Origin of the sequence: Humibacter albus DSM 18994 (genome assembly GCF_000421825.1) — a bacterium.
In the GTDB taxonomy this organism is placed as follows: domain Bacteria; phylum Actinomycetota; class Actinomycetes; order Actinomycetales; family Microbacteriaceae; genus Humibacter; species Humibacter albus.
The window spans coordinates 464,880-478,421 of sequence record NZ_ATXT01000011.1; the positions used below are offsets into that span (position 1 = coordinate 464,880).

The following is a 13,542-nucleotide window of genomic DNA, read 5'->3' on the forward strand; positions in this document are numbered from 1 at the left end:
GATGGTTATCGAAGGAACACGATCGTGACCGGTTCCGCGCGAGCGTCGACTGCAGGCAACCGGTCAGGCCGATTCCGTCGGGGCGTCGACGGCACCTCCGAAGCGGCGATTCCGCGCGGCGTAGATCTCGATGGCGTGCCAGAGGTCTGAACGCGTGAAGTCGGGCCAGAGGGTGTCGAGGAACACCATCTCCGCGTAGGCGCTCTGCCAGAGCAGGAAGTTGCTCGTGCGCTGCTCCCCCGAGCTGCGCACGAAGAGGTCGACGTCGGGCAGGTCCGGCGTGTAGAGGTGTCGCTGGATCGTCTTCTCGCTGATCGTCGACGGCCGGAGCCTGCCGGCTGCGACCTCCGCGGCGATGTCGCGCACGGCATCCGCGATCTCGGTGCGTCCGCCGTAGTTCACGCACATGGTGAGCGTCAGCACATCGTTGTGAGCGGTGAGGCGCTCGGCGAACTGCAGTTCTTTGATGACGGATGCCCAGAGCCGGGGCCTCCTGCCGGCCCACCTCACGCGCACCCCCCACTCGTTCAGCTGGTCGCGTCGTCGATGCAGGACGTCGCGGTTGAACCCCATCAGGAACCGCACCTCGTCGGGAGACCGACGCCAGTTCTCGGTGGAGAACGCATAGACACTCAGGTGCTTCACGCCGATCTGAATCGCTCCCGCGACGACGTCGAGCAGCGACGCTTCTCCCGCTTTGTGACCCTCTATGCGCGTCAGGCCACGACGGTTGGCCCAGCGCCCGTTGCCGTCCATCACCAGTGCCACGTGATCCGGCACCGCTGCAGTCGGGACCGCCGGGGGGTGGATGCCGGTCCAATCGAGCGGGCGGAACTCGACGGCATCCTTGTGTGTGTAGGGCTTCGGGCTCATGCGCTCGCTCTGTCCGTTCCCGCCTGAACGTCCGCCGCTCCCGCGCCGGACGCTGAGCGCGAGGCAGAAACCGGCGCCGGAGCGGGAGAAGCCTGCCATGTCGGCGCTCGGCCGCCACCAGGCGGCGGCCGGTGATCGCCGCGTGTCACGTGCGGGAGTGAGCGCAAGCCACGCTCCAGGTGCCACTGCGTGTACGCGGCGATGATGCCACTCGCCTTGGAACGTGCCGCGTCATCGGTCGCCTCGGCGGTAGGCCAGTCGCCGTGCAGGAGCGCAGAGAGGAGGTCGATCACGTTGTCACCGACGTGCGGCGCACCGGGCGGCGCGCAGTCGGCGCAGACCACTCCCCCGAGCTGCACCACGATCGCGCCATGCCGCCCCGGCTTCCCGCATCGCGCGCACGCGTCGAAGCTGGGCGCCCAGCCCGCCAGCGCGAGGGCGCGCAGCAAGTACGAGTCGAGCGTGAGGGATGCCTCGTGCTCGGCGCGCGAGAGGGACCGCAGCGCTCCGATGAGCAGCAGGTACTGCTGTGAGGAGCCTTCCGCCTCCGTCAGGCGATCGGCGGTCTCGACCATGGCGCTGGCGGAGGTGAAGCTCTCGTAGTCCGCCGCGATCGGCGCACCATAGGCGCCCAGCGATTCCGCCTGCGTCACGACGTCGAGGCTGCGGCCCTCATAGAGCTGAACGTCGGCGACCATGAACGGTTCCAGCCGTGCGCCGAACTTCGAGGCGGTGCGCCGCACGCCCTTCGCCACCGCTCGCACCTTGCCATGCGAACGAGTCAGCAGCGTGACGATGCGATCGGCCTCACCCAGTTTGTGGGTGCGCAGCACGACGGCTTCATCACGGTAGGTGGGCATCACCCCATTATCGCTGCAGGACGCCGTCCGACCTGCGCGGCGCGGCGGTGGCATGGCCGCGTGCCGACCGAGCTCACGACGCGTCCCACAGGGCACGGTAGAACGCGATGCGCTCGGCGTCGGGCCGCACACCGTACGACTCGTAGTAGAGCTCCGCGTAGCCTCGCCCGTAGTTCCACTCCGTGCTCCAGGCGCCGATGGCGATGTCCGCCCACCGGTCTGCGACGCCCAGGCGACCCAGGTCGACGAAACCGGCCATGCTGCCATCGTCGGCCAGCAGGGTGTTCGGTGCACAGGCATCCGCGTGGCACACCACGAGCCGGTCGATGGACGGCGCAGCGGGCAACCGGCTCAGGGCGGCGACGCGCTCGGGGGTGCCCTCGGCGCGGGTGCGCGCGATGCGCTCGGTCGCTGACCACGAGAACGGGCAGGAATCGGTGGGCAACGCGTCGTGCAGGGCGCGCAGGCCGCTGCCGAGCGCGCGAACGGCGCGTTCCGGGCGAGACCGCCAAGTCTCCGACACGGCGTTCTGGCCCGGCAGAGCGGCCGTGATCAGGACCTCACCGTCGGCGTCGCTGGTGAAGTCGATCACCTCGGGAACCACGACATGAGCCGCTGCCCAGCGAAGCCGTGGCACCTCGGCGGCGAGATCGAGCTCGCTGCCCGGCGGCGCCCACTTCGCGTACACGGCACGACCACCCAGGTTGGCGCGCACCGTGACGCCGCCCACCTCATTGACCCAGACGATCTCGTCCACGTCGTCCCCGAACCGCCTCCTGAGCGGTGCGGGGACGACGAACGACGCCTTCGGTGCGCCCGCGATGGCGAGAGCACCGTGCGCCCCGGCGGACGCGCCCGAGTCGGGCGCGGCTCCGCCGGGAGTCTCTGGTTCCCTCACTCAGACCGACGCGAGCTGAGGCGAGGCGACTCCGCCGACCCGCACTGCCCGGTTGACGGCGGAGACGATCGCCTTGAGCGACGCCGACACCGTGTCGGAGTCGATGCCCACACCCCACAGACGGTGGTCGCCCACCTGCAGCTCCACGTAGGAGGCCGCCTGCGCGTCGCCGCCCTCGGACATGGTGTGCTCGACGTAGTCGTAGAGGGACACCTGGACTCCACGGTGCGCCATCAACGCGAGGAACGCGTCGATCGGGCCGTTGCCGGAAGCCTCCGTCCATTCCACCTCGTCACCGTCGCGCAGCTTCACCCGCAGGGCCACGGTTCCGGACTCGTCTTTGCTCGTGGCCGTCGACTGCACCTCGAAACGGCCCCACTTCTCCTGTTCGTGAGTGTTCGGCAGGTACTCGTCCGCGAAGATCGACCAGAGGTGGTCGCTCGTCACCTCGCCGCCCTCGGCGTCCGTCTTCGCCTGCACCACGCCGGAGAACTCGATCTGCAGCTTTCGCGGCAGATCCAGCGAGTGGTCGTTCTTCAGCAGATATGCGACACCGCCCTTACCGGACTGCGAGTTCACCCGGATCACGGCTTCGTAGCTGCGCCCGAGGTCTTTCGGATCCACCGGCAGATACGGAACCGCCCACACGAGCTCGTCGACCTCGACGCCCTGCTCGGAGGCATCCGCGGCCATCGCTTCGAACCCCTTCTTGATCGCGTCCTGGTGCGACCCGCTGAACGCGGTGAAGACCAGATCGCCGACCCACGGGTGCCGCTCGTTCACGGGCAGCTGGTTGCAGAACTCGACGCTGCGCTTGATGCCGTCGATGTCGCTGAAGTCGATCTGGGGGTCGATTCCCTGCGTGAACAGGTTCACCCCGAGAGCGACGATGTCAACGTTTCCCGTGCGCTCGCCGTTGCCGAACAGGCAACCCTCGATGCGATCCGCGCCCGCCAGATAGCCGAGCTCCGCGGCCGCGATCGCCGTGCCGCGGTCGTTGTGCGGGTGCAGCGACAGGATCACGTTCTCGCGATGGTTCAGATGGCGGGACATCCACTCGATCGAGTCTGCGTAGACATTCGGCGTCGCCATCTCGACGGTCGCGGGCAGATTGATGATGACGTTGCGCTCGGCCGTCGGCGTGAAGACTTCGAGCACCTGGTTGCAGATGTCGGCCGCGAACTCGAGCTCGGTGCCGGTGTAGCTCTCCGGCGAGTACTCGTAGTACACGGTCGTGCCGGGCACCGTCTTCTCCAGCTCGACGCATTTGCGCGCCCCGTGCAGCGCGATGTCGATGATCCCCTGTTTGTCGGACCGGAAGACCACCTTGCGCTGCAGCACGCTCGTCGAGTTGTAGAGGTGCACGATGGCCTGCTTGGCACCGGCGATCGCCTCGTATGTTCGCTCGATCAGGTGGTCGCGCGCCTGCGTCAGAACCTGGATGGTCACATCATCGGGGATGGCACCGGTCTCGATCAGGCTGCGGACGAAGTCGAAGTCGGTCTGGCTGGCCGACGGGAAGCCGACCTCGATCTCCTTGTATCCCATCCGCACGAGCAGATCGAACATGATCCGCTTGCGCTCGGGACTCATCGGGTCGATCAGCGCCTGGTTCCCGTCGCGAAGGTCGACGGCACACCACCGCGGCGCCGTGGTGATGCGCGCGTCAGGCCAGGTGCGATCGGGCAGGTCGACGCGGATCTGCTCGTGAAACGGCCGATACTTGTGGATCGGCATCGCAGAAGGCTGCTGTGTGTTCTTCATCTCGTGCTCTACTTCTTCTCGTTCTCGCGAATCCCGGTCAACCGACGACGAACTCCGCGACGAGGAAGGCCGAGAGAACTAGGCCTCGTCGCGGCGGCTAAGAAGGAGCAGGCCGGAGCACACGTTCAAAAGGGTACACCCGCGACGCGGCACTGCCGCCCACCCGTGCAGAGGCACGTGCGTGAGCGGCAGCGTGAATGCGCTTCGTCCGGTCACGACACGTCCGGTAGCGACACGTCCGGGGTCACGACGCGACGTAACGCTGGCGGATGCTCCCCAACCCCTCGATCTCGCTGGTCACGCTCTGCCCCGCCTCCAGATAGACCCGCGGGGTGCGACCCAGGCCCACGCCGTCCGGCGTGCCGGTGAAGATCACGTCGCCCGGCAACAGCTCGACGAGAGCGGAGAGGCGCTCGACGAGTTCCGGGATCGGGAAGATCATGTCGCGCGTGCGTCCGCTCTGCAGCACCTCGGTGGAACCGTCGGCCCGCGCGAGCGTACAGCCGATGGCCAGATCCGAGCGATCGGCGACCGAGGCCAGCTCGTCGAGAGTGACCACGGCGGGACCGATGGGAGCGAATCCCTTGAGCGACTTGCCGATCGAGAACTGCGCGGGCTCGCCCCAGAACTGCACGGTGCGGTCGCTGACGTCCTGCCCGATCGTCAGGCCCGCCACGTGATCCCACGCCTCCGACGCAGGAATGTCACGCCCGCCCTCGCCGATCACGGCGACGAGCTCCACCTCCCAGTCGACGGTGTCGCCGCTCAACTCGATCTCCACGTCGGCACCGGTGAAGCTGGAGACGAACTTGGTGAACACCATCGGGTTCTCCGGCAGCTTCAATCCGGACTCGTCCGCGTGGTTCGCATAATTGAGCCCGATCGCGAAGACCTGCGGCGGCCGAGGGACGGCCGGACCGAGATCACGCGGATCGAACGGATCGCCCGCCGAGGCATCCTGGTCGGCAGCCCATCGCGTGAACTCGCTCCACCGCTCGTAGACGGACTGCGGGTTGGGGCCGAAGCGGCCGTCGCTGGCCTTCTCGACGTCGAGGGCGCGATCGCGCTTCAGGAGGACGAGACGGGAGGAGAGATTCGCGATGCGCAACGCTGCCTGCTTTCGACGAGTGAACGGTGTGCGGAAACATCCGACCAATACGGGTTCCCGTGCACTCTACCGGATGCCCGTTCGCTCTGAACACGTCGATTCTCGGGCGAGAGCACGCTCCGGTCTCCGCCGGGTCATCGGATGAGGAAGTCGCGAATCGCCGCTCCGAACGCCGACTCGGTGACAACGCTCATGTGGTTGCCCGGCACCTGTTCGTAGTGCGCGAGAGGCAGCAGGTCGGCCAGGTCGCGGCCCGATCCGTGGTCGTCGTCCGCCGAGCCCATGAGCACGAGCGACGGAGTGGCGATGTCCTCGATCTCCTCGACGCTCGTGCCGACCGACGTGTCGAGCACCATGCGCAGTGCGACCGGATCCCCGCCCGTCGTGCGCAGGAACGCTTCCGATCGCCACTCGGCGCTTCCTCTCTCGTGCCGCCCGAGACCGTCGAACACGCGGTGGAAGAACTCGTTGCGCTTCTGCACGTGGGTCATGCCGCCGAGACCCATGCCCGAGATGACGGCGCGTCCGGGTTCGGCGCCGCGCACGAGCATCCTCAGCGTGGTCCGCGCACCCAGCGAATACCCGCCCAGGTCGTAGTCGTCGAGGCCCAGGTGTTCGATCAGCGCGAACGCGTCGTCGGTGAGCACGTCGCGCGGATAGTGTGTCGGATCCTGCGATGCATCGCTGTCGCCGTGCGCCCGCAGATCGGGCATGATCACCCGGAATCCCGCGTTCGCGATCAGCTCGGCGTGCCCGTAACGGATCCAGTTCACGTAAGCCGTGGAGAAGAAGCCGTGAATGAGGACGACGGGTCGGCCCTCGCCGAGCTCCCGGTAGGCCAGCGGCGCACCGTCGCGGCCGGTGAAGTGACGCGCGGGGAGATCGGGACGGCGTGGCATCCTCACAGCCTACGGAACGGTGACGGTCCGGTGGCCGCCCCCTCACTCGACCGCGAGCGCCGCTACCGGGGAGACGACACCCGCGCGGCGTGTCGCCACAATGCTCGAGACGGCGGTGAGCAGGATGCCCGCGCCCACCACGACCCCAATCACCGGCCACGGCACCGACGGAGCGACCACCCCGTGCGCCATCGACCCCAGCAGGGACTGTGCCGCGGCCCAGCCGTACACGGTCCCGAGCATCAAGCCGAAGACGATGGCGCCCGCGGTGAGCTGGGCGCCCTCGATCAGGATCATCGCCCGGAGCCGGCCTCGGCTGAATCCGAGAGCCCGGAGCAGGCCGAGCTCCCTGGTGCGCTGCAGCATGCCCACCGTCAGCGTGTTCACGAGGCCGATCGCCGCGCTCAGCGCCGCGAAGCCGACCAGGGCGGAGAACACGCCGATCGTCACGGCGATCGTGTCGCCGAGGGCGGCGCGCCAGGTCGCCTCTTCGGCGAGCTTCGCCATCACGACGTCGCTGTAGGTGCTCAGCGCCACGGCAAAGGTGGTCACCAGTGTCACGCCGATCACGACCGCCATCGTGGCGCGGGTGCTCCTCTCCGGATGACGCGCCGTGGTGGCGACCGCGATGCGGGCAGCCGGGGAACGTCCGAACGCGTGACCGACGAGACGCAGGAGACCCGGCATGATGCGGCGGGCACCGACGAGCACTCCCGAGAACGAGAGCACACCGCCGACGAACGAGATCAGCAGCCCGACCGGCATCCGCGTCCCGACCAGCACGCCGATGGCCAGCAGCCCGGCTCCTGAGACTACGAGTACGACCGCCGACACCGAACGCGAGCGGGCTCGCGCCACTTCCGGTCCCGGTGCCGCTGCCGCTGCGGTCGCTTCCAGCGGAGAGACCGCAGTGACGCCACGGCTGCCGGCCCATGCCGCGGCCCAGGTGGTGAGCGCGACGATCGCGGCCGGCGCGAGCAGCACGGGAGACAGCAGATCGAAGTGTGCCTGCGGCAACCACGACTGCGACAGGCCGATCGCCACCGTCACGGATGCCGCGCCCACACCGAGAACGAGCCCGGCCGCGGCACCGACGGCACCGATCAGCAGGCCTTCGCGCGCCAGGGACCGGCGCACGGTCGACGCCTCGGCGCCCACCACGCGCAGGAGCGCGATGGCCCGCCGGCGTCCGGCGACGACAGTGGCGAAGGTGTTCGCCGTGACCACCGACGCGACGTACACCGCCAGCAGCAGGAACACCGCCGAGACGGTCGCGAGCGCGATGCCGATCGTCCCGCCTCCCGCGCCCGCGGCATCCGTCGCCGTCGTGATGATCGACGTGGCCTCGACGAGCACCGTGCCGAACAGCGCACTCACCGCCGCGACGAGAACGGTGGCGACATTGTCGCGCACCGCGCTCCCCGTCCGCAGGCGGATGCGGCGCTCCTTCGCCCGCGTTGCCGGCCGTCTCAGCGCCGCTGACGCGCTCATCGCGCCACCTCGACGGAAAGCATGAGGTCGGAGACATCGCCGGCCGGCAGCGGCCCACCGTCGTGCGCGATCCGTCCGTCCGACAGCATGATGATCCGGTCGGCATGACTCGCGGCGACCGGATCATGCGTGACCATCGCGATGCTCTGCCCGTGCGCACGGGAGGACTCCCCCAACAGCGCGAGCACCTCACGACCGGTGCGCGTATCGAGATTGCCCGTGGGCTCGTCGGCGAAGATCACGTCGGGGCGGGTCGCCAGCGCGCGGGCGATCGCAACCCGCTGCTGCTGACCACCGGAGAGCTCGTGCGGTCGATGCCCCGCGCGCGCCGCAAGGCCGAGCGAGTCGATCAGCCGGTCGATCCACTGCAGATCGTCCCGCGAGGGACGTCTGCCGTCGAGCTCGAACGGCAGCAGGATGTTCGCCCGCACATCGAGCACCGGCACCAGATTGAAGGACTGGAACACGAATCCCGCTCCCCGCCGGCGCGCACGCGTCAGCTCACGGTCGCCCAGTGCGGTGAGCTCGCTGTCCCCCAGCCAGGCCCGCCCGCTCGTGGGCGTGTCGAGCCCGGCCATGACATGCATGAGCGTCGACTTGCCCGAGCCGCTCGCACCGATGACCGCGGTGAACTCGCCCCGGCGCATGCCGACCGACACGTCGTCCAGTGCGGTCACGGCGCCGTCGCCCCTGCCGTAGGTCTTCGTGAGACCCGTGACGCGCGCCGCCAGGCCGAGGTCGGAGGGATTGATCTTCATGCGTTCCACGCTATGGAGGTGACAACGTCGCTCGCATCGGCCGTGCGAGGCATCCGGGTGCGACGCGAGGATGATTCCGGCTTCCCGCGCTCAGCCCCCGGTGCCGTTGCCCCCGGTGCCGTTGCTCACCAGGCCGTTCTCGTACGCGTACGCGACGAGCTGCACCCGGTCGCGCAGGCCGAGTTTGGTCAGTACCCGGGAGATGTGCGTCTTCACCGTCGCCTCGGAGAGGTACTCGTGCTCGGCGATCTCGGAGTTGCTCAGAGCCCGGGCCGCCAGATCGAAGATCTCGCGCTCGCGGGAGGTCAGCGTCTGCAGCTCGGCGGGTGATCGCCTCTGCGATCGCGAGGAGAACTGCTCGAGCAGGCGCCGGGTGGCGCTCGCCGAGATCACCGCGTTGCCGGCGTGCACCGTGCGGATGGCAGCGAGAAGGAACTCGGGATCGGCATCCTTCAGCACGAACCCGCTGGCGCCGGCCTGGATCGCACGCGCCGCGCCCTCGTCGACGTCGAACGTGGTCAGCACGAGAACCCGTGGCGTCGATGCGGTGTCGCCGGCCACGATGCGTGCGGTCGCCGCGACACCGTCGAGTTCGGGCATCCGCACATCCATGAGCATGACGTCGGGCCGCTCCCGGGCCGCGAGATCCACGGCTTCGAGTCCGTTGGATGCCTCCCCCGCGAACTCGAGATCGGCCTGCGACTGGATCAGCATGCGCACGCCTGCCCGGAACAACGCCTGATCGTCGACGAGCGCCACCCGGATCCGTTCGGTCATCGCTGTCCTTCCTCCTCGGCGGCCGGAACCACCATCGCCACCTCGAACATCGCGTGGCCCATCATGCCCGCCGTCAGCGTGCCGCCCGCGAGCGCGGCGCGTTCCCGCATTCCCGGGAGCCCGTGGCCGGCCTGCAGTGCGGGGGCGATCGCCACCGACGACCCGCTCCCCGCAGATGCGGCGGGCGCGAGCGGACTCGGAGTCGGCCGCACCGGGTTGCGGACACGCAGGTGCAAGGCGTCGGTCTCCCAGCGCCACTCGACCGCGACGGAACCCGCTGGATCGCCGTGACGCAGCGCGTTCGTCAGCGATTCCTGCAGAACGCGGTAGACCGCGATCTCGCTCACCTGCAGCAGCGGAACGGGCGCGCCCGACGTCGTCTCGGTGATGCGCAGACCGGCAGCCCGCATGCCGTCGAGGAGCTCCGGCAGCTGGGAGAACGACGGCTGCGGTCCGTCGGGCACCTCGTGGCGCAGCTGGGTGAGCAGCTGTCTCACCTCCGCCAAGGCCGAACGCGCGGTCGTCGAGATGGTGCTCAGCGCCACGCTCTGCACCTGGGGGTCGGTCTGCCCGGCATAACGAGCTCCGTCGGCCTGCGCGATCACGACCGCCAAGGAGTGCGCGACGACATCGTGCATGTCGCGGGCGATGCGCGTGCGTTCCTGTTCGACAACCGATTCATAGGCGGCGCGCTGTGCTGCGACGGCAGCCTCGATCTTCGCCTCTCGAGCCTGGCGCACGATCCGCGTCAGGAGCCCCAGCGTCCAGCTCAGCGCGAACAGTGTGACGAGGCCGATCGCGATGGCCACGAACGAGACGAGGTTGCGGGCGTCGGCGTAGACCGGATTGAAGTAGCTCGTCGCCGATGCGAACGTGAGGTAGTAGGCGCCGATCACACCGCCCACCACGGCGGAGGCGAGACCGAGCCAGTGCTCGGCCCGCCGCCCGTAGAGGGCCGTCGAATAGGCGACGACGAACACGGCGATGTTGCCGCCGTTGACCTCGACGAGCGCGGCGATCTGCGTCAGAGCCGCCACCCAGACACCGATCAGCGACAGCGTCGGCGACAACCGACGAACGGCCAGCGCGGCGCAGAACAGCACGACGACGACAGGGCCCATGACCGGGCGCGTGGCCGCCGCGCTCCAGACGGAGATCAGCAGCAGCACACCCGCGACGATGAGGTCGAAGACGAGCTGTGCTCTGCCGAGGGATCGGATCACCCCACAACGTTACGCGGACGCCGGCGCGGACCGCCGCTTCGCGAGGAGAGATCATCCCCGCGATGGAGGCAGAAGCGCCTAGAGGCGGACGTCGCCGAACGCGGCGCCATCGCAGTCCAAGCCGTCGCTAGCGCCGCGGATCGCTCGGCCAGAGCCGTCACAACTCATACCGTCAGAACCCGAGCCGGCCGAGCTGCTTCGGATCGCGCTGCCACTCCTTGGCCACCTTCACGCGCAAAGACAGGAACACCTTGCCTCCGACGAGCGGTTCGATCTGCTCGCGCGCCGTCTGCCCGATCGCACGCAGCCGCGCGCCGCCCTTGCCGATGACGATCGCCTTCTGGCTGTCGCGTTCGACGATCAGGTTGGCGTAGATCTCGGTGAGCGGCTTGTCGTCCCGCTCGAGGATGTCGTCGACGGTCACGGCCAACGAGTGCGGCAACTCGTCCCGCACATCCTCCAGCACCGCTTCGCGGATGTACTCGGCGATGCGGTCGGTGAGTTCCTCGTCGGTGACAGTGTCGTCCGGGTAGAGCTGCGGCGACAGCGGCAGCAGCCGGATCAGTTCGGTCACGAGCACGTCCAGCTGCTCGTTCCTGGTCGCGGAGAGCGGGATGATCGTGTCCCACTCCCGCAGGGCGGAGACGGCCATCAGCTGGTCGGCGATGGCCTGCTTCGACGCGGTGTCCGTCTTCGTGACGATGGCCACCTTCTTCGCGCCAGGGTATTCATCGAGCCGCTCGTTGATGAAGCGGTCGCCCGGCCCGATCTTCTCGTCGGCGGGCACGCAGAACCCGATCACGTCGACGTCGGCGAGCGTGGCCTGCACCAACGAGTTCAGCCGTTCGCCGAGCAGCGTGCGCGGACGATGGATGCCCGGGGTGTCGACCACGATCAACTGGCCGTCCGACCGGTTCACGATGCCCCGAATCGCTCGGCGAGTCGTCTGCGGTTTCGAGCTCGTGATCGCCACCTTCTCGCCCACCAGCGCGTTCATCAACGTCGACTTGCCGACGTTGGGTCGTCCGACGAACGAGACGAAGCCGGCACGGAACGCTCCGTCGGTCTCCGAGTCCGCGTTCTGGCTCATGCTTGATGTCCTCTCTCCTGCCGGCGCGTGTCCGCGTCCTCCCGCTCGGTCGCCTGGGCGTGCGCAGGCTCGTCCCCGCGCCGTGCGAGCACGGTGCTGATGCGACGCGACCGGCCCTCGGAGCGATCGGCGGTGAGCACCAGGCCGTGTATGCTCGCCTGCGATCCACGCACCGGCAGCCGCCCGAGCGCCTTCGCGAACAGGCCGCCCACCGAGTCCACGTCGTCGTCATCGAGCTCGAGGCCGAACAGGTCGCCGAGCTCGTCCACCGGCAGCCGCACGCTGACGCGAAAGGACTCGGAGCCGAGCGCCTCCACGAGGGGCGCGTCGTGGTCGTACTCGTCGGAGATGTCACCGACGAGTTCTTCGATCAGGTCCTCCAGCGTGACCAGTCCGGCGATGCCGCCGTATTCGTCGACGACCATGGCCAGATGGTTCGACTCCAGCTGCATCTGCCGCAGCAGCGCGTCGACCTTCTTCGATTCGGGAACGAACAGCGCGGGCCGCGCCAACGGGGCGACCGGGGTGGTGTCGACGTCGCGAGGCCGCTCGAACGCATCCTTCGCCACGTCGCGCAGGTACAGGATGCCCGCCACCTCGTCCACGTCATCGCCCACCACCGGCGCGCGCGAGATCCCCTTGGAGAGGAACAGGCTCATCGCGCCGGCCACGGTGGCGTCGTCGTCGATGGTCACCATGTCGGTGCGCGGAATCATCACCTCGCGCACGAACGTCTCGTTGAACTCGAAGATCGAATGGATGAGCTCGCGATCGTCCTCCTCGAGCACGTCGAGCTCGGTCGCCTCATCGACGATGCTGAGCAGCTGCTCCTCGTTCGTGACCGCAGCCGATCGCGCCCGCGACGGCGTCACCCTGTTGCCGACTTCCACGAGTGCGCGGGCTATCGGACCGATGAGCATCCGGATGCCGTGCACCATTCCCGCCGTCGCCGCGAGCAGGCCCTTCTCGTGCGCCCGGCCGACGCTGCGCGGGCTGGTTCCCACGAGCACGAACGACGCGCCCGTCATGATCGCGGCGGAGACGATCAGCGTGACCCACCACGGCCACATCAGGCTCGCGAACGCGAGCGTGACCAGTACCGCAGCCGTCATCTCCGCGATGATGCGCGCGAAGCTCACCGCATTCAGGTGCGCACCGGGATCGGCTGCGATGGCCTCCAGCGATCTGCGAAAACGGGATGTCTGCGCCAGCTCCGCGATGTCCGCCCGCGATTGCACCGAGATCGCCGCGTCGACCGCCGCCATCAGGCCGCCGAACGCCACGAGCAGCACCGCGAAGACGAAGAACAGCGCGATCATGTCGAGCCGCCTATCGTCGGCGTTCCGACACCGCGAATCCCACCAGGATGTCGCGCTGGACCGCGAACATCTCGCGCTCTTCGTCGGGCTCCGCGTGGTCGAATCCGAGCAGGTGCAGGATCCCATGCGCCGTGAGCAGCGTGAGCTCGTCCATCAGCGTGTGCCCCGCGCTCTCCGCCTGCGCTCCCGCGACCTGCGGGCAGAGCACCACGTCGCCGAGCAGTCCCGCCGGTGTCGGGTCGTCTTCCGTTCCTGGTCGCAGCTCGTCCATCGGAAAGCTCAGAACATCCGTCGGTCCCGGCTCGTCCATCCACTGCACGTGCAGCTGTTCCATCGCGGCCTCGTCGACGAGCAGGATGGCCAGCTCCGCCTCCGTCGAGACGTGCATCGTGTCGAGGGCGAAGGCGGCAAGGCGCTGCAATGCAGCCTCGTCGACCTCGACGGCCGACTCGTTGTTGACTTCGATGCTCACGGTGTCCTCT

General features: G+C 68.5%; 13 protein-coding genes. All 13 read right to left on the reverse strand.

The window, feature by feature from the left end:
* Window positions 1-63: 63 nt before the first annotated feature.
* The 13 genes from H623_RS0103555 to ybeY all read right to left on the reverse strand — a co-directional run bounded on the left by H623_RS0103555 (window position 64) and on the right by ybeY (window position 13,532).
* On the reverse strand, window positions 64-873 hold the full coding sequence (locus H623_RS0103555) for an isoprenyl transferase (protein WP_022899572.1): 810 nt from the start codon (window positions 871-873) through the stop codon (window positions 64-66).
* Window positions 870-1,733: a DNA repair protein RecO gene (gene recO / locus H623_RS17560; protein WP_022899573.1), complete on the reverse strand. Its 864-nt coding sequence runs from the start codon at window positions 1,731-1,733 to the stop codon at window positions 870-872. Before recO ends, H623_RS0103555 begins: the two co-directional genes overlap by 4 nt.
* A gap of 73 nt (window positions 1,734-1,806) precedes the next feature.
* Entirely contained in the window at window positions 1,807-2,631 is an 825-nt protein-coding gene (locus tag H623_RS0103565) for an aminoglycoside 3'-phosphotransferase (protein ID WP_022899574.1), read from the reverse strand.
* A complete protein-coding gene (gene leuA / locus H623_RS0103570; protein WP_022899575.1) occupies window positions 2,632-4,395 on the reverse strand; it encodes a 2-isopropylmalate synthase in 1,764 nt (587 codons plus the stop codon).
* A 244-nt stretch (window positions 4,396-4,639) separates the two neighbouring features.
* A complete protein-coding gene (locus H623_RS0103575; protein WP_022899576.1) occupies window positions 4,640-5,503 on the reverse strand; it encodes a fumarylacetoacetate hydrolase family protein in 864 nt (287 codons plus the stop codon).
* A 134-nt stretch (window positions 5,504-5,637) separates the two neighbouring features.
* The gene (locus H623_RS0103580; RefSeq protein WP_022899577.1) at window positions 5,638-6,402 is read right to left on the reverse strand and encodes an alpha/beta fold hydrolase; all 765 of its coding nucleotides are present in this window, start codon (window positions 6,400-6,402) and stop codon (window positions 5,638-5,640) included.
* Between the two features lie 42 nt (window positions 6,403-6,444).
* The gene (locus H623_RS0103585; protein WP_084485553.1) at window positions 6,445-7,893 is read right to left on the reverse strand and encodes an ABC transporter permease; all 1,449 of its coding nucleotides are present in this window, start codon (window positions 7,891-7,893) and stop codon (window positions 6,445-6,447) included.
* Window positions 7,890-8,651 carry an ABC transporter ATP-binding protein gene (locus H623_RS0103590; RefSeq protein ID WP_022899579.1) on the reverse strand — a complete coding sequence of 254 codons (762 nt, stop codon included), beginning with the start codon at window positions 8,649-8,651 and terminating at the stop codon, window positions 7,890-7,892. Before H623_RS0103590 ends, H623_RS0103585 begins: the two co-directional genes overlap by 4 nt.
* Before the next feature lie 90 nt (window positions 8,652-8,741).
* Window positions 8,742-9,428, reverse strand: coding sequence for a response regulator (locus H623_RS0103595; RefSeq protein WP_022899580.1), 687 nt, complete (start codon window positions 9,426-9,428; stop codon window positions 8,742-8,744).
* Window positions 9,425-10,651 carry a sensor histidine kinase gene (locus tag H623_RS17565; RefSeq protein ID WP_022899581.1) on the reverse strand — a complete coding sequence of 409 codons (1,227 nt, stop codon included), beginning with the start codon at window positions 10,649-10,651 and terminating at the stop codon, window positions 9,425-9,427. Before H623_RS17565 ends, H623_RS0103595 begins: the two co-directional genes overlap by 4 nt.
* A gap of 172 nt (window positions 10,652-10,823) precedes the next feature.
* Window positions 10,824-11,741: a GTPase Era gene (gene era / locus H623_RS0103605; protein ID WP_022899582.1), complete on the reverse strand. Its 918-nt coding sequence runs from the start codon at window positions 11,739-11,741 to the stop codon at window positions 10,824-10,826.
* Window positions 11,738-13,060 (reverse strand): hemolysin family protein, encoded by a 1,323-nt coding sequence (locus tag H623_RS0103610; RefSeq protein WP_022899583.1) that lies wholly within the window; start codon window positions 13,058-13,060, stop codon window positions 11,738-11,740. Before H623_RS0103610 ends, era begins: the two co-directional genes overlap by 4 nt.
* Window positions 13,061-13,070: 10 nt before the next feature.
* A complete protein-coding gene (gene ybeY, locus H623_RS0103615; RefSeq protein WP_022899584.1) occupies window positions 13,071-13,532 on the reverse strand; it encodes an rRNA maturation RNase YbeY in 462 nt (153 codons plus the stop codon).
* Window positions 13,533-13,542 lie beyond the last annotated feature (10 nt).